Source organism: Stieleria bergensis, assembly GCA_007745635.1.
GTDB classification, from domain to species: Bacteria; Planctomycetota; Planctomycetia; order Pirellulales; family Pirellulaceae; genus Stieleria; species Stieleria bergensis.
In genome coordinates, this window is sequence record CP036272.1 from 6,347,804 (window position 1) to 6,372,322 (window position 24,519).

Genomic DNA, 24,519 nt, shown 5'->3' on the forward strand with positions numbered 1-24,519 from the left:
CCAGAGATGGCGTTACTGGGTGCTTTTGAGCAAAGCGACTATCTTTGGCCGCGCCACTTGAATCGCCTCCAAGTCGATTTCAATGCCAGTGGCATTGGCGATCGACTGATAAAGTTTAGCCAGCTCGTCGGTCCACTCGCTGGAGACAACATCCACTGGGGTTTCGCCTTGACGATTCGTTGCGTCAATCGCCCCGCCTTCCTTGATCAGCAGCTTGACGACGTCTTCTCGCCCAAGAAAGGCTGCCACGTGAAGCGGCGTGTTGCCATCGCGGTTCGTTCCATTTACCTTGGCACCGCGCCGAATCAGCGTCTTGGCGATTTCGGTCCGACCATACAGTGCGGCATGACTTAGCGGCGTGGATCCGGTTTGCGGCCGTTGCTCATTAATTCGTCCTTGCTGTTGCCGTCGGCCAAGATGCTGCCTTAGCTCGCCCAGGTTATCGTCTTCGATCGCCTGGGCAATCGCATGACGGATGTCTCGATCAGCGTAGGCTCGCAGGGCCACCAATTCATCGGCGGCGCGTTTTGATTCGACCACATTAAAGATAAAGTCATTGCTGAATCGGCCCTTCTGGTTCTGGACTTGTAACAGATGCATCCCGACACTGGGAAGCGATTCGAATTGCAATTCGACTTGATCCTTCCCCGTCACGGTCACTTGCCCCTGGACGTGTCGGCCATCGACAAACAATCGGGCGTTGTGATGCACATGTCGTGCGCCGATCGTGAAAGAGCTTAAACCAGGGTACACAATCGGAAACTTCTGATGCCCACTCTGAGCCTCAATGGCACCTGCCGTCCAGAGCGCAGGTTGTGGATCATCGTAGGCGCTGGCCTTCGCTCCATGCCGAGCGGTCAAGGTACCGATGAACTCTCCTCGCCCAGCCATTGCCATCAACTGCTGCGTGGTGAAGCGCTCGTTTGCAGCGGTCTTGCTAACATACGAATCCTTGACAAACTGCAGCGAGACCGGCTTTGCGACGGCATCATCATCCAGCGTGCCGCTTTCAATCAGCACTCCATCCACGTCCAGAACAATGGCCTGCTCGGCGGCGCCTCTCTCAAACGCATCGATTAATTCAGAAGTGATTGAATCGTTCACAGTGGCTTCACTGAGCGTCACTTGTCTGGCAAACGCCCCAGAAAAACCAGTGCTTCCTTCGAGCACCATGTCCCAAACGGGGTCAAATCTGCGTTGTCCCTGCCATGAGAACTGCCAAACCTCCCGCTCGGGGATGCCTCGCTCAGCCACGTGGCGGTAAAAGTCGAATCCGATAATGTTGAGACGCCCTTGCGGCAGAATCAAAAATCGATCGTTGGCTCCCCGCCATGTCGGCGCATCCATGCCGGTTCCTGGCGTATTGGTGCTGACCAGAAACGGCATCCGATGGCAGTCACCACAGACGTTTGGCTTGGCTTTTTCGTCCAAATGCCCCTTGATGTGAAACAACTCAAACCCGGACTTGGCAGTTGACGAAACGGTGTTGGTAAAGGGCCGTTTCTGCGCCGGAGGGTAGGGGACCGCCAACATGAACTTGGCCATCTGATCCCGCTGCTCGGCAGTGAAAGCGCCGACTTTTCCTTCGTCATTGACCAACTGCGAACCATGTTTGAGCATCGTCGCGGCAAGTCCACCATCGATCAAATGCCGAGCCGGACTCTTGGGATCCTCTGGATCGCTGTTCGGATCGACTTTCCCCCAAACGTTGGCGCTGTTATTGCCTCCGTAGGGATCACCGGGGATCCCGTCCCAGTGGAAGGGTTCCGTGTCGCGCAATCCACGTATCGGCATGGTTGAACGCGGCATGATCTGATCACCGCCCGAAACGACAGGTGTTTGCAAGACCCACAGCAATTGATCGGTGTGTCCATCAGGGTGACAACTGGCACAGGAATAAGTCCCCGTCGTCGATCCCATTGCACGATTGAACCAAGCCCGACCGAGCTTGATTTCGCGATCAGTCGGATCATCCAACCCAATTGATTCGACCACCTGCGGGCTTGCTGGATCAGTGACATCAACAATCGAGACCGAATCATCAACCGCGTTGTAAACCCAAGCGTTGATCTGTGCTTCATTCTCTTCGATCGCAATGCCTCGGGGCACGGCCCCGACATCAGCGCGACCTAGCACTTGGCCCGATTCTGCATCGACGGTAAACAGCTTGTCAGAACCGGCAGCGGTAGCCACGAGCACACGATCATCAGCGGTCACCTCGATCGCATAGGGAGTCGCCAACGCGTCGCTGGGCTCAGGATGCTGTGGCGGCACCGGCTCCAAATCAAAGAACGTTGTTTCGGCAGCTTCCAAATCACTCAAACGCACTTTTGTGATTTGATTCAAGAACGCGCGGTTCTCAAGCTCTGGCAAGCCATGCTTCTTTGTCCCCGAGCGTCCGTTGACATCGTTTCGAGCATCGGTCTGGGCCAGATAAACATTCCCTTTGGAGTCAACCGTCATCCCATACAGCAACGTCCCCAGAGTCTCGACAGATTTGATCAACTTGTCAGTCTTTGTATCAAAGACAAACAGGTCACGATCAGGCACCTCGGGATGTTTGACGATATCAACGACATGCCCAAGTGAGAGCACGTTGTTATTGAAAATGGAGTGCTGCCAGGCATCAAAGGTCACCAAGTCACCATCGATTTCATTCCCGGAACCTCCAGAGAGTTGTGTCTGGTTGTTGGATTCAAAGGGCACCACGTAGAGCCTTTGATCGCGGACAACAATCGCTCGTGGGTCTTGCGCTGGGATGCTCAGATGTTTTACAACCCGGCGTGTCTTCACATCGACAACAGCAATTTGATTCTCTGACGAGAGCGCCACATAGGCCTTGTCGTTGCTGGCAAAAGCAATCCCCATTGGCTCATCAAATAACGTTGCCTTGCGTTCCGGATCAAACTGCTGGATCGTTGCAATCACCTGCAGAAAGGTGACGCTCTGGGCGTCCGTATCAATCACACTGACCGAGTCTGAAACGTGATTCGATACCCAGGCCTCCTTGCCATCAGGACGGACACTGATGCTAACAGGATCCACACCGACAGCAATGCGATGCAAGACCTTGCGCTGATCCCGACTGATTACATCAACCGTATCCGCTGGCGTATTGACCACCAACACATGGGCGGGAAGCATTGCCAACGGAGAAAAGTGTGGGCTGCAAAACAGAGGATGCCCAACCTGCTGAGTCTGATCACTGGCTGCTGAGTCACTGGCCGCTGAGTCACTGGCTGCTGAGTCACTGGCTGCTGAGTCACTGGCCATCACCAAACCGCCATTCATCATCGCAACTGCGATCAATGTGCACACGCGAAGGATGCTGCAACGCATAGGACCCCCAATGCTGAATAAGCAAAATAGACGAGAAGCGAATTAGAACAAACGACACGCGAGGCGACCTAGATCACTCAGCGGATCGAAAAATGATTAGGGCGACGACTCATCGAATGGTTCAAGTGACACATCAAATACACGCAGCCCAGACGATGCTTCCGAGTGAGTGAAACACCAAACGCCGGTCGCCACCAAGTTGTCAGGAGACTCCGGTAGCTTGTCTCGAAACGCTTCCACGGAAGGATCCAAGTCAAACGACTCTAAATCAGCGGTCGCGAGATAGCCGCCAGCAGGATTTTCCTGCAGTTTGCAACGCGCGAGAAACTTTCCGGCAAAGTCGCCGTTGGGTTTGGCGACCGAGAAACCCAAGTACAAATCGGTTTCCACATCCATCCGTCCATGCACAGTCCAGCGGGTCGACGGTTTCAGCACCACGGGTGAATTTGAATCCGAACGAATGGTCATCCCTAACATCTGCAAGACGATCGACGGCGCATTCTCGGGCACAAAGGCGACCGCCTTGAGCGAAGCCGGGTCCGCCTGCTGAGCAGCCTGCCATTCGCCAAAGGTTTCCTCTGGTCCCTTCGCCAGCGAACTGCTCCATTGATGAACCATGTTCGGGACCATTTCGCGTTTGAACTCACGATCAACCGCCGCAACAACTCGGTGGTTCGCTGGCACCTTGATCTGCTTTCCGTCACCGTTCCTTGCGACCTGCACAGTTCCCTCGGTGACTTTGACAACCGTTGCTGGCAGAGCCGCCTCGACATCAAAACTGGTTCCCAAGACCGTCAAGGTTGCCGAACGCGTGTGCACCAGCATGGGGTGCCCGGCAGGCTGAGGATTCACGTTTGCTGAAAGCTTGCCAGATTTCAAGTGCAGCACTTTCTGCCCGTCATCGGCAAAGGTCAACATTGAGTTCCCCGACAGTGTGATGGCGCTGCCATCATGAAACTGCAATTCAAACCAAGAATCGGGCGAGAGCCCATCAATCGTCCCTCCAGTGAGCCGCTGTCCGACCAAGAGCTGATGGGTGACCACGCCGGCATCACCTGTCCAACGCAAGGGGCCACTGACACCGGTGACCGTCGCAATCTTGGACTCCCCGCGGAGCATCATGCCGATCGGCACCACCAACATGCCAGCGACACAGACGGCCACCACCAACCAGGCAGTCTTCAAATGTCGGCGCAACTGCTGGGATGCCAACAACACGCTTTGGTATCGATCACCATCGGTCGCGTTAGGGTCAACATCGGCCACCTGGCGCAGGGAAGCATCCAAGGTGGCATAACGCCGGAACGTCTCTCTTGCCGAGGCTGATTGCCGAAGCAAATCCTGTAACGTCTCTGAATCTTGCTGACTGATCGTCTCGTCGAGCCAAGCAGCAATCAACGCATCGAGCTTTTCATTCCCTTCGTCCATCATGCCCCCTCCAACGCGATCGCTCGCGAAAGACAGCTCAATAACAATTGTCTCCAACGCTGAACAGCCTTGTACAACGCTTGCTCACTGCGTCCGCAGTCCACCGCCAGCTGCCGTATGGTTCGGCCAGGCGTATGCGCCGCCAACAGCAATTCACGATGCTTAGGATCCAGTTTGCCTAAACAGGATTCTAAATGCGAAAGATGCGTCGAAGCATCGTCAACCGAATCCGCTTCGCGCTCGATCAACTCCCAAACATCGTCGGCAAACACCAGCGGCGACCTAGCCATTTTGCGGCGGTACCGAAGTGCTTCAAAACGTGCAATGGTCATCAGCCAACCGCCAAACGAAGTGCCGGGGGTGAAGGAATCAAACTTCCGCCACGCCACGAGAGTCGCTTCCTGCACGACTTCATCCACATCATGCCAAGTCGGCAGCAAACTGCGAAGCGAGGCTCGAACCGAAGGTTCATGCTCAATCGCCAGCCGTACAAACTGCTCGTACCTGTCTTGATCCGTCGGTGCTTTGCTCACTGCTTCTACTGTCATGCGTTCTCTCAGTTGGCCGCCGAATCCCAGTGTTTTTCGCGGTTCTATCGAATCACTTTCCAATCCGTGAGAATTGGACACCCAAAACGCTAATCAGCTGCAAAAGATGCCTCGCACACTAAAGGACCCGCTGGGAGAACAGCGATTCCCGCGTTGCAGACAATGGACAACAGACGATCAACCAACGCCCCAACACCATTCCTCGGCCTCGCAGAGTCTCCGCGCACGCGGGGTGCTGAACTGGCAAATGCAAGCACAGAGCGCACGCAAACAGCATCCGTCGCGCGGTCCAGAAGGTGCACCTGAACCGGCCACCCGCCCATCCAACCGGGGCATGTCGCTAAACGATCAACTCAGCGAGTGGACCTTCTTGTGGAACGCCGTTCTTTTGCAGGTCCAAATCCATATTCCCGTAGTGCTTGATCGGATGACCAAACGCGTTTAACCAAGTGGTCCACCAGTTACCAATCGTGCGATGACCGGCCTGACCATATTCGGGATAGTGAATGTAGCGACCAGCAATGTTCAAGCGGCCGCCGTTTCCACCCAGCACCAGGTAAGGCCACTGCGAAAGGTTGCCATGATGCTCATTGCCGGAATCACTTAAGTAGATAATGCTGGTATTATCCAGCAATGTACCATCCCCTTCCGGCACAGCCTTCAGTTGCAAGGCCAGATCGGCTAGCAACTTCATGTGATGCAAGCGAATGATATCGCGAGCCTGCTCGGGCGTTTTCCCATTACAGGACTCACGGTGGCCAATGCCATGAACGGTGCGTTCTGAAAGCCCCAGGTCACCGTACGTTGTGCTGATGTTATCCAGCCGCAATGTGACCACGTTCGTGATGCCAGAGATCAGCGCAGCGGCGGTTAGATCCACATGAGATTGCTGGCGAATGATTGGCTGCTTGGACAGAAACCGATCGCTGAACTCAGGAACAGACTGGCGGATTTTCGCTTCGATCGATGCCAAACGCTGCCGACGAACCTGCAGTTCTTCGAAGGCGTTCAAGTAATGTCCCATTTTCTCACGTTCGGTGCTGGGCAACGCGCGATTCAACTGCCGAATGTCATCGACCATAAAATCCAACAGATTTGACTTCAACTGATAACGTGACTGAGCGACTTGGTCGCCAGCAACGGCACTGCCGAACAACTGTTGGTAGGCGATCTCTGGACTGGCTTGGAAGGGTAACTCTCGGCCAGCACCGAGCGCTGTGATGCCTGGATACAATGTCCCTTCGGTTTCCTTGCCCATGACCTTCCCACGCAAGGCCAAGCCCACATGATTAAACGGCGAAGGGAATAGCTTGGCCAATTCAGCGTCTGCGGTCGCGCGCAGAATTGATCCGGAGTGATGCTCGCCACCGGTCTTGTAAACGCCCAGGGCACCGAACCAACTGGAGTGCCCAGGGCGGCACATTTTCCCAGACAACCCTTGCACGATTGCCAATTGATCCTTCAGCGACTCCAGTGGCTTCAAAGTCGCTGGTAGTGCGTGACCGGCCAGCGACTCGTTGATCAACCCGTCCTGTGCATCGACTTTGCCCTGCAATCCACTGGGCACCAGCGACTGGGGGATGATGCCGCTGGATTTAACAACAAAGACAAATCGCTGTGGTGTTTGTGTGCGATCGACGCCGTTTGCGTCTGCTTGCAATCGGCCCAACATGGGCTGCAACAGCAACGATCCAGACCCCAGGGCGGCGGACTTGAACAACTGTCTACGGGTTGGATTCATCGTGCACAAACCAGAAACTTGAAACGGAACGAAACAGTCATAACCAATCCACTCAATCCATGCGTTTTCGATACAAGAACGAATCCGACGAAAGCAGCGTGATCACCATCGCTCGGAAACTGCCTTCGGATTCAACATAGGCTCGATCCGCAGCCTGCAGTGTGGCGGCATCACTTAGCATTTCATTTCGGCCCATCCAATATCGAAAGGCGTGCCTGACAAAGGATTGCCGAACGCGCGTTGACTGTGCCAACAGCTTGACCAATTGTATCGGATCTTGCACCGGCCCGTCCAACGTCACCTCGCCACTGCCAGCCAGCCGGCCGCTACTGTCAACAGGCTTGCTCTTGCCTTTGGCCATCAAATTCTCCAGTTTGCGATGACGCCCGAAATCGTCGTACAACTCGAACGGCATCCCCAACGGGTTCATCTTGACATGACAGCGCCAGCATTCCTGCGTTTGGGTCACGGTCAGCCGCTCCCTCAATGTTTTTTCATGATCCTCAGGGATACTCGCATCAACTGTAATTGGCAACTCTGGCACCGTGCCTGCCAACAGTCGCTCGCGAATCCATTTGCCACGTCGAATTGGATCATTGTCCAAATTCAATGAATGAGCAATCAGCCAAGCAGGGTGCATCAAGATTCCAACCCGCTGCTCTGGATTGAGCACAAAGGGCTGTTCGACAGGGAAGCTAAAGCTTTGATCAGAAAGGTTGTATGCCGTGATGTAGTCGCGACCATTCTGCATCGGCATGTGACTCAGGCCAGCCTGATCGCACTGTTCCAGGTAGTTCATCCAGCGTTTGGTCACATTCCCATTGGCGTGCGTGAACATGCGATCAATGGAACGCACATAAGTCATGTGTTCCTTGGGAACTTGGTACGGGAAGTCACGCCAGGGCTTGTCTTTGTAATAGTCATAGAACTTCTGCAGTGCATCGTGCCGGTGACGCTCTTCCGCATTGTCGCCAGAGTGAGCGACAAAATACTTCTCGGTGGTCAACAACTGTGCCAGCACATCCTTGTCTTCTCTGACGATGTGCAACACCAAGGTGTCAGCATCCTGGACCAGGGATTCGGGCACCTTGCGATAGTCTTTGCCAAATCGCGAGGCATCCTTAAAAACGCCCGGCGCAGCGTTGTAACCAAAGAACTCGTGGAAGAATCGCAGAATGCGAGGCTTCTCAATGTCCACGTCATCCCAAATCCGAGTGACCTGCGCAATCACGTCCTCGCGAGTCGTTAGCTGCCCCGATGCTGCGGCGTGCAATAACTGCTCATCGGGCTTTTGGTCCGTTAACGCATAAGCGATCGCGAACGCCAAGTCGGCCGGCGACATCATTTGCCGGCCATGTTCGTCCAGCGGTCCTTGCCCCAGTTCCATGCGGTACACGGCTGGCGGGCTGACCGCGATCGCCACCAACATCATCCGCAGCGCTTCGGCGTGATTGGCTTGCTTTGCACAGCGTCCCATTAACTGGCGATACTTTTCCAATTCCTGCGCATCGGGCTCCCGTTCGATGACCAGTCGAAACATCGTGGCGATGGCTTCGTTCACTTGGTCCGTCGTCGCTGCGTCAGCCAGCACAATGGCAGCGAAGGCTTCAGGCGTCTGATTGAACCGAGTCTGGATCGGCTTGCCATTCTTGTCCTTGGGCAACTGGTCTTCGGGAATCGGACCTTCCAGCTTCACGCGTCGCTGATGCATTGCATCGGCCAAGTGCTTGTCGACCAGGGCTTCGGCATTGCGGAGCATGGTTTCCAAAGTTGCTGAATCTGCCAGGGCGATGGCAGCAAAGTCGCGGATGCCAGCCTTTTCTTCCATCGTGAAGGGCTGCTTGAGCTTGCTTAACTGGGAACTGCGCTCTCCATATCGCCCGGGCCGAAACCCCATGCCCCGGTTGGCCAACGAATCAAACAGATGTGGACTTTTCTTCCAGAGGCGGGACGGTGACCACGCGACCTGCGTTGCCTGGCGACCAAACAAGGCCTGATGATCGACAGAGTTGCCGTGCTCTGGAAACAATTGCTTTCGTTGCCACTGCTGAATCAAACCGCTCTCTGCAAGCTGGCCCTGCAAGACACCAAGCAACTGACTGCTTTGAACGTCTGTTAGCGGCGGCTCATCCAGCGGTGGCATCTGTGCAGTGACCAGCACATGAAAGACCCGCGCCAGTTGCTCGTTGCGTTTCGCGGGGTCCTGACCCTGGATCGAATCGAGCGAGAAATCGCCCTCGGATTCACCGTCAGCATGGCATGCGGAACATTTGTCCTGAAGCACTTTGAGCAGCGGACGATCTAGCGTCGCTGGTTCGATCGCAAAACAGCGACCGGAAAGAATCAGCAGAACAAAAAGAGACTTCAACTTCATGGCACTTACAATCATCGTAGGTTGCTTCGAAGGGCTCTGATTAAGATACTCTACCGTTCCCAGTTCCTCCACACGTCTCCCTGAACCACTGCGAAACTCCATGAACCGTCACTCGATGCTCGCGATCCTTCTGCTCATCTTCACCGGGCTTAGCAATGTCCCTGGGCTTTGCAATGTTTCCGGGCTTTGCAATGCGGCTCAACGCCCCAATATTATTGTGATTCTATGCGATGACCTCGGCTGGGGAGACTTGCAAAACTACGGCCATCCACACATCAAGACACCCCATCTGATGCAACTGGCCCAGGATGGGATTCAATTCAATAGTTTTTACTCCGCCGCGCCGGTTTGTTCGCCTTCGCGCGTCGGCCTGTTAACAGGCAGAATGCCCAACCGCGCGGGCGTCTACGACTGGATCCCTGATGCCAACCCCAACGCTCCACTGACACGATCACGACAACAAGTGGAAATGCGTCGCGAAGAGTTCACCATTGCACGGATGCTCAAAACCGCTGGGTACGCGACCTGCATGAGTGGCAAATGGCATTGCAATGCGATGTTCAACTCGCCCAAGCAAGCTCAGCCCGGCGACCATGGTTTCGATCACTGGTTTGCCACCCAAAACAATGCCGCGCCGTCACATAAGAACCCGCGCAACTTTGTTCGCAATGGCCAGAAGGTTGGCGACCTAAACGGTTACAGTTGCCAGATCGTCGCCGACGAAGCAATCGACTGGCTAGAAGATCAACAAGCGGAAACCCCTGAACAACCGTTCTTCATTTACATGGCCTTTCACGAGCCGCATGAACCGGTGGCCTCGCCTGCCAACTTGGTGAACAAGTACGAATCCGGCCCCGCCAAAAACCATGACCAAGCACAGTACTTTGCCAACGTGGAAAACCTTGATCTCGCAACCGGTAAGATGCTGGCAGCCTTGGATCGAATGAAGCTGCGTGAAAACACGTTGGTGATCTTCACGTCTGACAACGGCCCGGAAACATTGAATCGCTATCGCAGCGCCAATCGCAGTTACGGCACACCTGGACCTTGGCGAGGCATGAAGCTGCACACCCACGAAGCGGGGTTTCGCGTCGCAGGGATCATGCGTTGGCCAGCAATGATTGAAGCCGGACAAGAATCAGACCGCGCCGTGAGCTCGCTGGACTTCTTACCGACCTTTGCCAAACTCGCCGGTGGCCAACTGCCCCAAGACATCACCTTGGACGGCACAAACTTTTTGCCCGCGCTGTCGGGTCAATCCATTGATCGCCCGCAACCGCTGCTGTGGGCCTATTATCACAGCTACGATGGAAAACGCTACACGCCAACGGTCGCGATGCGTGACGGTAACATGAAAGTGCGTGCAACATTGCAAGGCATCGGCAGCCCGGACAACATCGACGAGACAAATTTGAGCAAAATTCGCGCTGCGAAACTCGTTGACTTTGAAATCTATGACCTCAGCCAAGATCCAACGGAATCCAAATCGCTCGACGCAGCCTCCAGTCCGCTGCCTGCGAAAATGACCAAGCTCTACCAAGCGATGCTGGATGAATGCCACATTTGGCCTGCAGTGCCCAGCAAATGACCCAAGATCGACAACGTCAAATCAGGCTCGACCTGCTTGCGTTCACAGCCTGAAAGGGCCATGAATGCAAGCTGATCGGCCGACAAAGCATTCTGTGGCGCAGACCATGACCAACTGCAAGTGATGCTCACCAGCAGCCAACTCGACCACTAGCCAACTCGATTACTCGATTACTGAGGAAACTCTTCAATGGTCTCACGGCCATTGCGCGTGCCCAATGCGCCCCACAGCCCGTAGGGGCTTTCTTGTCCAGGGGCGCGAGCGCCAGTTCCACCGGCGTAGACATTGCCGATGTCTTGTCCAGAATCAATCGAGTCGGTTACAAAGCGAATGGCACCATCGCCGAGCAACGCATGAGCTCCGCCGGGATGGCGACTGCTGGTTGTAAAAATGCCCCAGCGAAAGATATCACTGGATGACGTGTCCAAGCAAATCGGTCCATTGGGTGGCAGAATGGTTGTGAATCCACTGTACACAGTCAGATGACAGGCCCACTTGAAACCACGCTGTTGTTCGGAGGTCCCGGACAACGCGGCTCCCGGCCCCCAGAACTGCGGCCGTTGAGGATCTTGTCCCTGGTAACAGAGTGAAGGCGCCGTGGTCCCGGGCCCGGTGTTTCGCTTCTGCTGTGTCGTGATGTCCCGGTCACCAAGATCCGTATTGAATTCACCGCCCATGATCGTGTTGGACAAACCGTCAAGCACATCGCGAAACCTGGGACGCAAGAACCCAACCTGAAACATTCCCCGCTGCGACTGCTTGGCGTCAGCAGCAGAATTCAGTGAATTGCCATATTGATCCAGAATCCCTTGATACTGATAGTACATCGAATCACCGACACAGACGCCATAGTTGGTGCGTCCCTGGGCCGGCAGTCCCTCACCGGGATCACTAGGGCAGCGGTACGCTGCCAACGTTGTCAGCCAAGGCTGGTAAGGCCCAAAGGCATCGTGATCGGCCAGAGTCATGTGTGTGCTAGGCCCCATTGCCGCGTACAACAAGCCGCTGTTCGCTTCACGATAGGGATTGCGAATCTGATCCCATAAAGGTTGCTGTTCAAGGAACGGCAACACTGGCACCAAGGCACTGAGGTGACGAATGTTACTGCCACCTCCCATCGCGGTTGGCGTCATTGTCGCGGCCCAATTCATACCGGGCGCCCGCTTCGTCCCGCCTCCCTGCGGTGGCAACTGTTTGTAGGCCGATTCGTAGTTGTGAAACGCCAGCCCCAATTGCTTCAGATTGTTGCCGCAACTCATCCGGCGGGCAGCCTCGCGGGCAGCCTGCACCGCTGGCAGCAACAGCCCAACGAGGATTCCAATGATCGCGATGACCACCAATAGCTCAACCAGCGTGAAACCGCTGCGTGATTGCGTTTTCATAAATAACTCACATGAGATGAATGCTGTTCAAGTCAAGCCGCTTGACGTGGCCACGGCTGATGACCGTGAACCTGGAAAGCTCATCAATCGCCCGCCACGACTGGACTTTGTTACAAGTTGATATAGTTCCTTATAACATAGACTGAAAAGCTGAGAAATTCGGAAACCCCTGAATTCGTCCGCCAGCGTTCAGAGCAAACGCCTATGAAGTGGCGGACCATCCGCTCTGACCCGCAAAACTGACGCCAGTCCGCCAGGGAGGCTGGCGAGCGCACGCCAAACATCCTGCGGGGTGCCGCGCAAGCACGCCACCGCCGAACAGCACGTTGGCCGCGGCTCACGCTTGCGCGTGCGATCCTTCTTGCAACACACTGTTTCTTACAGGGCCCAGTTTCTTACAGGGCCTAGTTTCTTACAGAGCCCAATCGAAGAAACCGATCGACTGTAGATCTGAACGCAACTGTTCGGCCTGCTGCTCACTGAGCTTAGGCTGTGGCAGCAGACAGTCGCCGACATCAAAGCCTTGAAAACCTAACACGCAACGCATGGCGGGATGAAAGGGGTACCTGCCGATTGTCCGAATCATCTCGATGGAGACCAACTGCAATCGGCGGGCTTCGTCCCACTTCTGCTGTTCGATCGCGTCAACTAAGTTCCGATACAAGGCCGGGGCGACGTTGTAGGTGCTTCCGATACCGGCTTGGGCTCCTGTGGCATAGGCTCCCAAGAGCATTTCATCACAGCCCCAAACGATGTCGAAGCGTCCGCCATCAACACTTTGACACATCTGAAATTCAAACAGAGTGGGCGCGGTGTATTTGATACCAACCAAGTTTGGAATTCGTTTCCCAGCGAGCTGCAAGAACTCGGGCATATCAATCGCCGATCCGGTCAGCGCTGGAATGTGATAGTAGTAAAACGGCAACTCGGGAGCTCCCGAGGCGATCACCTGCATGCTGTCGACCAAGGCGTCGACCGAGGTGACTTTAAAGTAAGACGGGCAGGTTGCCGAAATCATCTCCGCACCACACTGAGCCGCATGAGCCGCCAACTCCCTGGCTTCATCCAAGCTATTGTGCCCGACCTGCACAATCACGGGAACGCGTCCCGCCGCAGCTTGCACATAGGATTCGGTGACGGCCTTGCGATCGGCACTGGAAAGCGACATGCCTTCACCGGTGCTACCGCAGACATACAAGCCGCGCAATCCTTGCTGGATCAAATGATCGACCATCGCTGGCACGACATCGGTCTTGAGCTGTGCGCGTTCATTCAGCGGTGTGTAAGTCGCGGCAATCAGCCCAGTCAATCTTGCAAAGTCCACGTTCTCAATATCCTGTGTAATGATTTCTCGAGCAATTGCTCTGGATCGATTCAATCAGCGGCACGAAGAATATCGAGCGCTGCACTCACCCCCCCGTCGCTGCTGGCAAATTATCACCTGCTGCGGATACGACCGCAACCAAGCCAGAGCGACCATGACCCGTGCGAGGCAAGATGCCTCTGGCCAAATCAAAAGGCGACCAACAATGATTTCGCTGGTCGCCTTTGATAAACACGAAGAGATCTGGTCGTCAGTCGATCAAGGAACTTCCTGGATGGTTTCCCGTCCAGCACGTGTTCCCATTGCGCCCCACAAGCCGTAGGGGCTCTCTTGGCCCGGTGCACGGGCGCCGGTTCCAGCATGGTACACGCTACCGATGTCTTGGCCCGCTTCGATCGAATCGGTGATGAAACGAACGCCCCCATCTCCCATCAAAGCATGCGCTCCACCGGGGTGACGGCTACTGGTTGGAAAAATCCCCCAGCTGAAGATATCACCGCTCGACGTGTCCAAACAGATCGGCCCATTAGGCGGCAAGATGGTGGTAAAGCCAGAATATACTGTGAGGTGGCAAGCCCACTTGAAACCACGCTGCTGCTCATTGCTCCCCATCAGCGAAGCGCCCGATCCCCAGAAACTCGGACGATCAACATCTGCTCCCAGAGCACACAAGGAGGGTGCCGTGGTACCAGCGCCTGGCGCTGATTTCTGCTGCGTTGTGATATCACGATCGCCAAGATCTGTATTGAATTCACCACCCATGATGGTATTGGACAGCCCGTCCAATACATCACGGAAGCGGGGCTTCAAGTAACCGACTTGGAACATGCCTCGCTGAGCCTGCTTGGCGTTGGATGCCGTGCTCAATGCATTTCCGAATTGATCTCGGATGCCTTGATACTGGTAATACACCGAATCGCCCACGCAGACGCCGTAGTTGGTCCGACCATGTGCTGGCAACCCTTGCCCTGGGTCGCTTGGGCAACGAAGGCCAGCGAGTGTCGTGAGCCATGGCTCGTAACGACCGTTGGCATCATGCTCTGCCAGAGTCATGTGCGTGTTGGGTCCCATCGCGGCGTACAACAGGCCATTGGTCTGTTCGCGGTAGGGATTACTGATTTGCTGCCACAGTGCTTGCTGCTCCATGAAAGGCAAGATCGGAACCAATGCGCTGAGGTGGCGCACGTTATTACCACCACCCGACACGGTTGGAGTCAGCGAATCTGCCCAGGCTGAACCAGCCGACCGCTTGGTGCCACCGCCCTGAGCGGGTAACTGCTTGTAAGCTGATTCGTAATTATGCATGGCCAGGCCGACCTGCTTCATATTGTTGCTGCAGCTCATTCGCCGAGCTGCTTCACGTGCTGCTTGAACAGCTGGCAACAATAGCCCCACCATGATCCCAATGATGGCGATAACCACCAACAACTCAACCAGCGTGAAACCGCTTCGAGATCGCGTCTTCATAAACTCTCTTGCACTCATAAATATTGTTTGAAACGAAGCAGCTGATCCATGCTGCACACATCACCACACTGAAACGCTCGTACTGAACGCCTCCCGCCAACCGCCTACTTCAACATGTCGCCGCTACCGCTGGCTCCCGCGGGCTCCTGACCAACCGCCTGGGCTGCATCAGGATTCTCTTGCAGGAATTGCTTCAGATCTTGCTCGGACGCTGTTTGGTTCTCACCTGAGCCGCAGCCCACCAAAACCAAACCGAGACAGACCACGAAACCAGTCGCTAAAGATCGCAAAATCATATTAACCTCGAATAGTTACTGCATGTTATAACATACAGCCTTGTTCAGTATCGTTCCAGAGAAAACCGTTTACCCTGAGACAAATCCAACGTTATCGCAACGGCACAAACGGACTGATCGACCACCCATGCAGCAAATGTCTGGCATCCGCCAGACGCGTTAACGTTCGCAAAGACCACAGTCAGCGCCTCGACTGGGCGTTGACATTACCTTCGAGCCTGATCGCCTCGTAAGACCACGCGACATCGACCCGCAATGATCGAAGACTAATTGCCCAAGAAAAAAAATAAGGCCTGATGAAGGCAAGAGCGGGCCCCCCGTCCCTCACTTGATGCCATGCCGCCATCCACCTGGCGGACAGAAAAATCAGAGGCCCGCTGATGCCTTTCCGGAGAGAAACGCTGAGAGACAAACGCGATGACAGGCCAGAACCGTGCAGGGCAGGCCGCCCTGCACGTGGTTGATAAGGGGACAACTCAGTGGCAACGCGAATCAGCGGCCTGCAAAGAATCTCCACCAACGACTGTAAGAATGACTCTTCTCATTCCAACACATCGGCATCCAGTTTCTGCTCGTCCTCGATCAACTTCATCTCGGCGCCGAACCTCAACATGCCCTCTTCAATCACAAAACGAAAACGCTGACCATCGGGAATGGCAGTGACCTGAAAACCAATGCCAGCAGAATCGTCGCCTCGCTTGATGGCCTTGATCGCTCGTGCCATTTCTTTGGCGTCCTCTTTGTCGGCCACTGGCTGCATGGCCTCGATCATTGGCAGCATCCGTAATTGGAACTGAGTCGTTGGCCGGACTGGATTGGGATCGGCTTTTCCTGAATCGATGAATTGCTTGACTTGCTTTAACGAATCCTTGCCGGCGACCACGTACACCGCCTTTGCAGCCGTGCCCAGATAGAGGTCCATCTTCTCGCCAAACAACTCATTGGAGAGGCCTTCAACGTCCGAAAGATCAATTCGGAACCGATGCAATTTGACACCTTGATAGGTTTCCAAATCAAAGACGATCTCGGGGGCGACTGGATCGTAAGGCACCCACTCGACGAGCTCCTTGATCAGCGTCTCCAGCTTGTCACCATCGGCAACAAACATTCCCATCGCTACCTGAGCGTCGCCAGGGGTTGCCAAGACCTGAGCACCAAAATCAAATCTTCCGGCCAGCAACGAATCGCCAATGATTTCCATCCCTCGGCCGATGTACTCGACCGCTGCTTCGGGATCCTCAACCGGCATCAGAAGCAGCAGATCCTCGGACATCTCTGGCCACTCAGTCTTAAACTCCTCAACCGCTTCGACGACCAACGGACTAACGGCGACGGCATGGTGCAAGCTGAGCACGGCGTCCTCGCGAATCACAGAGGCGAAACGTGAGGGGATGGGCTGCCTGGCGTTCATATCCTGGGCGGTTTCAGATCCTTCGACAGCCGTGTAGGAATAGTCCAGTGCGAACAGCCCCTCCTCTGAATCGATTTCAATTCCCAAAACCAGCAATTTCGTTTCGCGAAAGACCTTCTCGATCTCCGCCATCAATTCAGCCAAATCTTCATCATCGCCCGGTGCGACCCCACCACCGAGGTTAAAGAAGATCATCGCAAAGCCCTGCTCAACGGATTGCAGAAACTGATCCAGAATGACCGGCGGTACTTCGGTCATCTCCAGTCGCACGGCAAGGTTGTATTGCTCCGCAAGATCAGCGTACAACGGCAAAGGATTCGCGGGGACGAGTTCTAAACCGGCCTGACTGATACCAATGACCGCTTGATTGGCAAGCTGTTTGACAAATACATCCTGCGTCTGAACGGAAAACTTGAACGTGTCATCATCGAGCTCGGTCACCTCGCCGATCTGCGCCTCAAACTGCTTCAAAATTCCCTTGGCATTGGTCGTTGGCACAACCAGGAGCGGCTCCGGCTGCTGACCACGCATGGCCAGCAGAAAACCGACCGGCTGATCGGTGTTAACGATCGGCTTGTAGGGCGCAGAAAGCATGCCGACCAAATCGGCCGCGGCAGGTTCACCGACGACACGGGCTAAATAGGCAAGGTCCGCCTCCTGTTCATCCACGGACGCCAGCACGGCAGTGACGACAGGCTTGCTGCCGTTGGTAAATGTCTGGGCCTGCAGTCGCGAGCTCAACGCTGTGCCAGCAATCGCCATCACCAACAAAGCGGCGATCGAGCGTCGGACTCCCATGCCGACAAATAGGTTTATTTGACGAAGAGACCGAAAGAACATCGTGTGAGGCATGATGATGTTGATTGAGAAAGTAGGGCGATGAATAAAAAGGGGCCACTTAAAATGCCACCTCAGGAGCAAAACCAAATTCCGCTCCTCTTTGAGTCTATCGCCATCCCCCCTAAAGGGCAAATGAATGCCACGATCGATGGTTTTCTTTCGCCTGCCAGATCCTCGCTTTCCCAATAAATGGCTTAACCGCCTGCGGCCCCGGGCTTGTGGCCAAACACCGATTCCAGTGACTCAATCTTGGTCACCTTGCGTTGCTCAAGACTGCCCGTACCGACCAAGGTGACGGGGGTTCCGCAGTGATAGGCAACGTTGTAGCGATGGAAATCTTGAAAGTTAACTTCCAGCATCACTGACTCTTGGCCTTGCACGTCCAGATAAAACAGCTTGGCCTCATCCAAATCATCAGACATCCGCAGGCGACCGCGGACCTCAAAGCGATTGCCTTGAATCTTGGCCCAACTGTCAAACGCTTTTTCTTTCCAGGGTGCATAATCGGACGCATCAAGCCCCGTCAGAAGCGAACTCGACTGAGCATATTCCTTGGTCTCAATCCCGAATTTTTCTAACAACGACAAGTGCAATCGCGCCAGCGGCTGATTCTCTGCATAGCGGACGTAACGCCCGGTTTTGACCAAGCCTTTGCCGCCAGCCAAGATAATCGGGATCCGCGTCACCGTATGGTTATCACTGTGCCCCATTCCAGAACCGTACAGCACGAGCGTGTTGTCTAGCAGCGTGCCGTGTTGATCCTTAAAGGACTTCATCCGTTCGAGCAGGTAATCAAATTTCTCCATGTGCCACAAACTGATCTTCAGAAGGCTATCGAGGTTTTCGCGACTAAAATTCCGAAAGAAGTGTGACAGATAATGATGCTGCTTATGAATCCCGAGAAAATCAAAAATCATGCGACTATTAGAATTGCCAAGCATGTACGTGACGCAGCGGGTCTGATCGGTCCACAAAGCCAGCGTGATCAAGTCCAGCATCGCTTCTACTTGATCGTTCAAGTTGCTTGGTCGTTCAGGGCGTTGCAGCGTTGAAAAATCAACCGAAGACTGGCTGCTGATCGTTTGCAAGCGTTTTTCAGTCTCGCGAACAACACTTAAGTACTGTTCCAGCGTCTGGCGATCCTCACGACCGGCTCGGCGGTTCAACGAACGCGCATCCTCACCGACCCTGTCCAGCAAGCTTTTCATTACTGCACGCTCCGCAGGTGCACTTAGGGGGTTGCGGAACAGACGATCAAAGACCAGCTGAGGATCACTCTCACGAGGAATCGGCGCACCATTTTTGTCGTAGGAAATGTAGCTGCAGCCAATCTGATTGGGGAACAAACCTTCGGTGGTCAATTCCAACGAACGATGTGGGGTGTCCTTGCCGATCTGGTCTGCGATCAGTTGATCGATCGAAGCGGTTCGCGTGTTGCGGTGGTGCCCTGACAAAAATCGGCGTGTGGAGTTCGCATGTGAGGAGAACCCAAAGTCGCCCATATTGTCCAAGATCAGCAAATCGTCCTTGTGCTTGGTAAAGGGCTGCATCAACGGCGACATGCGAAAGTCGTCTTCCGAACCACCGCTGATATTCCACGACGGTGGATGAACTCCGTTCGGCTTGAACAGGGTCATGAAACGCATCGGCGGCTGACCGTCACCAGCTTCGCGAGCACTGGCTTCCATCAGATTCAAAAACGGCAACGGCAACAAGACACCCGCACTGCCGCGGAGAAATGATCGTCGCTTTAGTTGCAAAGTCATCACTGTGATTCCTTGTCATCAGAAAGGGATGTTTGAACCATCGCTTCGCGCAGCGGAACGCTGATTGCGATTTCGTAAACCAAATCGCGATACGTTCCATCGGTTTGGTTCAGCTTGTCTGTGATAGCATCGACCGTGGGGCGATCAAAGAGTTCCAATTTACGGCAAACGGCATACGAAAGCGTCCGTTCAACGATATTTTTAATCACTTGCCGACGTTTGCTGGTGACCAAGATCGACTTTAACTCCTGAAAATCGTTAAACGTTTCTCCGCTTGGCAGTTGACCGGTGGTATCAACGCTGCCTGTTTTTTGGAACTTTGCTCCTTCGTAGCGTTGGAGTGCGAAGCCCAGCGGATCGATCTTGTTGTGGCAAACAGCGCAGGCAGAATTCGCGCGGTGCTGCTCAAAGCGTTGTCGAAATGTCATCTTCACACCCTTCGGTGCTGGTGGGACTTGACCAACATCTGGTGGTGGCTCAGGAAGATGTTCACCGAGAATCCGCTCCAGAATCCAAACACCACGCAGGATCGGACCTTTATTCATCGCCAGGATTCCAGGCATGGTCAGAATGCCACCACGTTCGACGGTTTTCTGGAGCGTGATCTTTTCATTGGGAACGATTTCACGTTCGATACCTGCGGCTTTTCGATAGCGTTTCATCTGCTTGCGATCATCGCCGTAAAAACCTTGCGTGTAGGGATTGGCAAAGGCCACGCGAGAATCAATCAATTCAATCAGTGGGCGATCTTCCTGAAACAGATAACGCATGAAGTCACGTGGCTGAGAACGCAGGGCTTCAGCTTCGGGGACTTGCACGTTGTTCTTTTCGACTTCGCCAAGCGTCAACCACTGGTGGGCAAAGTCGGTGGACAAGCTGATCGACTTGGGGGAATCGATCATGCGATCAATCTGCTGACGGATCTGCTCAGGCGATGACAACTTCCCTTCACGGGCGGCTTTGAACAATTCTTCGTCCGGCATATCTGCCCAAAGAAAGTAAGACAACCGCTGCGCAAATTCATAATCATCAACCGCCAATCGCCCCGTACGACCATCGGCTGCGGTCTGAGTCTCTGTCCCTAAACTTCGATACAGAAACTGCGGTGACATCAGAATGCGTTTGAGAGCAAACTTGGTGGCTGTTAACACCTCCGTCTGGGAGTCCAAATCCAGCAACACATCGCTGGTGACGTGTCGCACCGGTCGGCGATAAGCGCGTGCAGCGAAGTCATTCACCAGGACCTCTGCCTGCACAGCAGTCAATCCTTGGTCCCCCACCGGACCGACGATCTTTTCCAACAGCTCACGACGCTTGCTTGAAAACAATTCCTCGATGGCCGCATCGGCTAGATACGAGTACTGATCCCACAACTCGGTGGTTAGCGGCGCCCACTGAGTGTCATTGCAAAAGCCGCTCTTACCCGGAGGGTCAGGCGGCAACAACTTCATCACCAATGACTTTTCAATGACGGTTTGCTCGGCTTCAACGATGGCAACTTCCAGGTCGAATCCAAACAACGTCCGCATTGTGTTGCGATACTCGACGGCACATAAGCGACGCGGCCGTAGCGTAGCGGGACGTGACTGAACCGATCGCACCAGCGTTTGGTCATACCATTGTAGAAAATCCAACCGCTGCTGTTCACTCGGCTGCAACTCGTCCTCCGGTGGCATCTCCCGAGTTCGCAATCGTTCGGCGACCGATTCCCAGACTTGGTAATGCTCTGCAGCGTTCTCGGCGGTGAGCTGTTCCAAATCAACTTGGCCACGCGCATCATCGCCTTGGTGACACTCCACGCAGTACTTCGCCAGCAGTGGCTTCACCTTGTCCTGAAAATCCACCGCCAGGGCGCAAGACCACTGCACAAAAACGAAAGCCAGTAGAGATGCAATCCGGATGACAACCATGCTCAACAGGGGTGAACGAGATCAATTCAGTAAAAGTCTTGTCGCGACCAATCGGTGCCCCATGGTAATCGAATCCACCTCGCCTGTCGTGATCAATCCCGTCCGTGCCCCACGCAAAACAAACACGCTTGCGTTTCAGCATTCAACGACTTGACTTGCTGTCGGCTGAAAAGTTGGGATTCGGTCGCATCCGTTCGGCATCCACTTCATCACGCCATGCCTCTAGCTCGGCTAACAATGCTTTGCGTCGCTGCGGAAACTGGTTAGCCAGATCGGTCGTCTCGCTCAGATCGTTTTTCAGGTTGTACAGTTCCACCGCAGCCGGATCAAAGGATTCGATCAGTTTCCAGTCGCCTTTGCGAATCACGCTTGAAGGATGGCTAGAGGGATGCTGGTTGTAATGTGGGAAATGCCAAAACAAAGCCTCTCGCGAGAGCGTCTCTGTTTCACTTAACAGGGGCTGCAAATTGACTCCATCAAGATGCTGAGACGGCAACATCGACAACCCCGCTGCCGCCAAGCAAGTGGGGTACAAATCGCTACTGATCACCGGCTCGTCGACCACGCGACCGGGAGTTGCCAGCCCCGGCCATTTCACAATCAACGGGACGCGAATCCCACCCTCGTAATAGGCTCCTTTGTTCGCACGCAGCGGAGCATTGCTGGTGGCGTTGTAGAACCCACCATTATCGGAGGTAAAGATCACCATGGTATTGTCTGCCAAACCCTCTTGTTGCAAGGCAGCCATCACGCGTCCAACACTTTGATCAATGCTTTCCACCATCGCTGCATAAACGGCTTTTCCTTGCCGCTTAGCCTTGGTCACGCCTTCGTACTTGGCAACCAATTTTTTTGGCGCTTGCAACGGGGTGTGAACACCATAGTGTGGGAAGTACAGAAAGAACGGCTTCCCGTCGGTCTCTGAAATCAACTTCACTGCCTCGTCGGTCAGGCGGTCGGTCAAGTACTCACCCGCATCGCCATCGGGCAGCACATGCCATCTCGCTCGATGCGTCGTGGTCGGGATTTTCCAGTTCCCTTGGTAGGGATAAAAGTACTGGCCCGGTGCGCCATGTGCGTTGCCAGCAACGTTGATATCAAATCCATGATGCTCAGGCAGACAAAACGGCTCACTGCCCAAGTGCCACTTGCCAAGATGAATGGTCCGATACCCAGCTCGCTGCAACGCTTCTGCGAGTGTGAATTCTTCCACAGGAAGCCCGCGAAGCTTACGCCCTTCGATTAACTTTGCTTGCGGATCCCAACGCCCCGATGGCAACCAATCGGTTAATAACAACCTAGCGGGATACTTACCGGTCAAGATCGCCGCTCGAGTCGGTGAACACACAGCGCATGCCGCGTAAGCATCCGTAAAGCGAACACCATCCTGTGCCAATTGATCAATATTAGGCGTGCGGTAATAGTCACTGCCCTGGCAACCCAAGTCCATCCAACCTAAATCATCGATCAAGAAAAGAACGATGTTCATTGGCGACTTCTCCGCCGCTGGCAGTGCATGACCGGACAACACAAATAGCAGCCCGAGAGCAATCAAACGCATCAAGTTCATTGGAAAGTCAAACAGTCGAGAAAAAGTGAGGCCCACAACACCATCTGTTACTGAGCTTTCTTGCGTCGCCTAAACGGCTTGGCATCTTGAGTTGGAACCCAGCGACGCAGCGATTCTAACGTCTGCTGAAACGAAGGGTCTGCCGCCAAGTTATTCCATTCATTGGGATCAATGCGATGGTCATACAGCTCCTCGTCACCATTGGCATAGTGAATGTAACGCCAATGATCGGTTCGCACGGCATGATTGCCGGGGCCATGGGAAGTGATCGCCGGTCGCGTCCAGACCATCGCGGGGTCGTTTAGCAGGGCAGAGACACTGACACCATCCAGTCCCGCCAGTTCAGGCAAACCACACACTTCGCTGAGCGTAGGCATCAAACAAGTTAAATCGACAGGACGATTGCAAACCACACCTGCGTTCGCTGCGTTGGGCACCGAAACAATGAAGGGAATTCGCGTCGAGCGTTCCCACAAAGTGAATTTATGGAGATGCTGCTTTTCACCCAGATGCCAGCCGTGATCAGACCATAGAACCACCACGGTGTTGTCTGCTTCGCCGCTTGCATCCAGAGCATCAAGCAATCGACCGACCATTGCATCAGCAAAGCTAATGCTGGCAAGATAAGCTTGCGTCAGCTCCACCAGTTTGCCTTCGCGGACGACCAGTTCGTAGTCCTCGCGTCGTTGACTTGCCATCGCCTTGCCTGCCCCGGGAAGGTCCTCCAGGTCATCTGCTCGTTGCTTGGCAAGCTTGATGGAATCAATGGGATACTTCTGGAAGTACTTCCTTGGAGCATAGAATGGCAAATGCGGTCGATAGATTCCAGCCGCCAAAAAGAATGGCTGATCGGGCGGTTGCTTCAAAAATTCGACGGCCCACTGCACCATCTTTCCGTCACCGGTTTGCCGGTCCTGCTTTTCCAAAGGCCCCCAATCGAATTCTTTAGCGTTGCGAGGCGGCCTAGCCAGTTGCTTGACGCTTGACATGCCATTGAGTGGAAAGCCAGCGGGGAACGCGAAGTTGCTGACCTCGTGCCCTCGATGCAAGCGATCTTGATAGTGCCCATCAAAACGCTGCGCAAAGTATTCGTGCCAATCACTCTGGCGATTAAACCCCGGCATGTGATGAAAGACTTTGCCGCCACCCACGACATGATAACCATGTTCGCGAAAGTGTTGCGGCAAGCTCGCCAGCGAGGGATTGATCAACTGCCACTTGGCACCATTATCGTAAACGCCCGTGCTGCCCGGTCGCCTGCCAGTCAGTGTCGCCACGCGCGAGGCATTACAAACCGGTGCGATGCAGTGAGCATTGGAAAACAACACACCGCGCGCTGCCAATCGATCAATGTTCGGCGTGCTAACATCGGGATGCCCACCCAAACATCCCACCCAGTCGTTCATGTCATCAACAACAATCATTAAGACATTTGGTGCTGCGGCTGACAGACGGCCAGTTGCCAAACTCATGACAACGCACAGCATGAAGGTTCGACGCAGAGAGAGGGTTTGAGAAAGCATCTTCAACAGGAA

The 24,519-nt window shown here is 54.5% G+C and carries 15 protein-coding genes; 1 reads left to right on the forward strand and 14 read right to left on the reverse strand.

Annotated features, from left to right (window positions below; genetic code table 11):
- Positions 1–12 precede the first annotated feature (12 nt).
- The 5 genes from SV7mr_RS22225 to SV7mr_RS22245 form a co-directional block, all read right to left on the reverse strand.
- Positions 13–3,294: an ankyrin repeat domain-containing protein gene (locus SV7mr_RS22225; RefSeq protein ID WP_419187766.1), complete on the reverse strand. Its 3,282-nt coding sequence runs from the start codon at positions 3,292–3,294 to the stop codon at positions 13–15.
- A gap of 141 nt (positions 3,295–3,435) precedes the next feature.
- Positions 3,436–4,770, reverse strand: coding sequence for a FecR domain-containing protein (locus SV7mr_RS22230; RefSeq protein ID WP_145276831.1), 1,335 nt, complete (start codon positions 4,768–4,770; stop codon positions 3,436–3,438).
- Complete coding sequence (locus SV7mr_RS22235) at positions 4,767–5,315, reverse strand: sigma-70 family RNA polymerase sigma factor (RefSeq protein WP_145276833.1); 549 nt, start codon at positions 5,313–5,315, stop codon at positions 4,767–4,769. Before SV7mr_RS22235 ends, SV7mr_RS22230 begins: the two co-directional genes overlap by 4 nt.
- 340 nt (positions 5,316–5,655) lie before the next feature.
- Positions 5,656–7,056 (reverse strand): DUF1552 domain-containing protein, encoded by a 1,401-nt coding sequence (locus tag SV7mr_RS22240; RefSeq protein WP_145276835.1) that lies wholly within the window; start codon positions 7,054–7,056, stop codon positions 5,656–5,658.
- A gap of 52 nt (positions 7,057–7,108) precedes the next feature.
- Entirely contained in the window at positions 7,109–9,430 is a 2,322-nt protein-coding gene (locus tag SV7mr_RS22245) for a DUF1588 domain-containing protein (protein ID WP_419187767.1), read from the reverse strand.
- A 100-nt stretch (positions 9,431–9,530) separates the two neighbouring features.
- On the opposite strand from SV7mr_RS22245, the gene SV7mr_RS22250 reads away from it, so the two are divergent.
- Positions 9,531–11,018: a sulfatase-like hydrolase/transferase gene (locus tag SV7mr_RS22250; RefSeq protein ID WP_419187768.1), complete on the forward strand. Its 1,488-nt coding sequence runs from the start codon at positions 9,531–9,533 to the stop codon at positions 11,016–11,018.
- Between the two features lie 170 nt (positions 11,019–11,188).
- On the opposite strand, the gene SV7mr_RS22255 is transcribed toward SV7mr_RS22250, so the two are convergent.
- The 9 genes from SV7mr_RS22255 to SV7mr_RS22295 all read right to left on the reverse strand — a co-directional run bounded on the left by SV7mr_RS22255 (position 11,189) and on the right by SV7mr_RS22295 (position 24,507).
- A complete protein-coding gene (locus SV7mr_RS22255; RefSeq protein WP_145276840.1) occupies positions 11,189–12,400 on the reverse strand; it encodes a DUF1559 domain-containing protein in 1,212 nt (403 codons plus the stop codon).
- Positions 12,401–12,812: 412 nt separating this feature from the next.
- On the reverse strand, positions 12,813–13,724 hold the full coding sequence (locus SV7mr_RS22260; RefSeq protein ID WP_145276842.1) for a dihydrodipicolinate synthase family protein: 912 nt from the start codon (positions 13,722–13,724) through the stop codon (positions 12,813–12,815).
- Positions 13,725–13,982: 258 nt separating this feature from the next.
- Complete coding sequence (locus SV7mr_RS22265; RefSeq protein WP_145276844.1) at positions 13,983–15,191, reverse strand: DUF1559 domain-containing protein; 1,209 nt, start codon at positions 15,189–15,191, stop codon at positions 13,983–13,985.
- A gap of 104 nt (positions 15,192–15,295) precedes the next feature.
- Complete coding sequence (locus tag SV7mr_RS22270) at positions 15,296–15,487, reverse strand: hypothetical protein (RefSeq protein ID WP_145276846.1); 192 nt, start codon at positions 15,485–15,487, stop codon at positions 15,296–15,298.
- A 541-nt stretch (positions 15,488–16,028) separates the two neighbouring features.
- The gene (locus SV7mr_RS22275) at positions 16,029–17,750 is read right to left on the reverse strand and encodes a hypothetical protein (RefSeq protein WP_145276848.1); all 1,722 of its coding nucleotides are present in this window, start codon (positions 17,748–17,750) and stop codon (positions 16,029–16,031) included.
- 182 nt (positions 17,751–17,932) lie between these two features.
- Positions 17,933–19,504, reverse strand: a complete 1,572-nt coding sequence (locus SV7mr_RS22280) for a DUF1552 domain-containing protein (RefSeq protein WP_145276850.1) — start codon at positions 19,502–19,504, stop codon at positions 17,933–17,935.
- A complete protein-coding gene (locus SV7mr_RS22285; RefSeq protein WP_419187769.1) occupies positions 19,504–21,372 on the reverse strand; it encodes a DUF1592 domain-containing protein in 1,869 nt (622 codons plus the stop codon). Before SV7mr_RS22285 ends, SV7mr_RS22280 begins: the two co-directional genes overlap by 1 nt.
- A 184-nt stretch (positions 21,373–21,556) precedes the next feature.
- Positions 21,557–22,975 carry a sulfatase gene (locus tag SV7mr_RS22290; RefSeq protein ID WP_419187770.1) on the reverse strand — a complete coding sequence of 473 codons (1,419 nt, stop codon included), beginning with the start codon at positions 22,973–22,975 and terminating at the stop codon, positions 21,557–21,559.
- Positions 22,976–23,031: 56 nt separating this feature from the next.
- Positions 23,032–24,507 carry a sulfatase gene (locus SV7mr_RS22295; RefSeq protein ID WP_145276857.1) on the reverse strand — a complete coding sequence of 492 codons (1,476 nt, stop codon included), beginning with the start codon at positions 24,505–24,507 and terminating at the stop codon, positions 23,032–23,034.
- Positions 24,508–24,519: the final 12 nt, after the last annotated feature.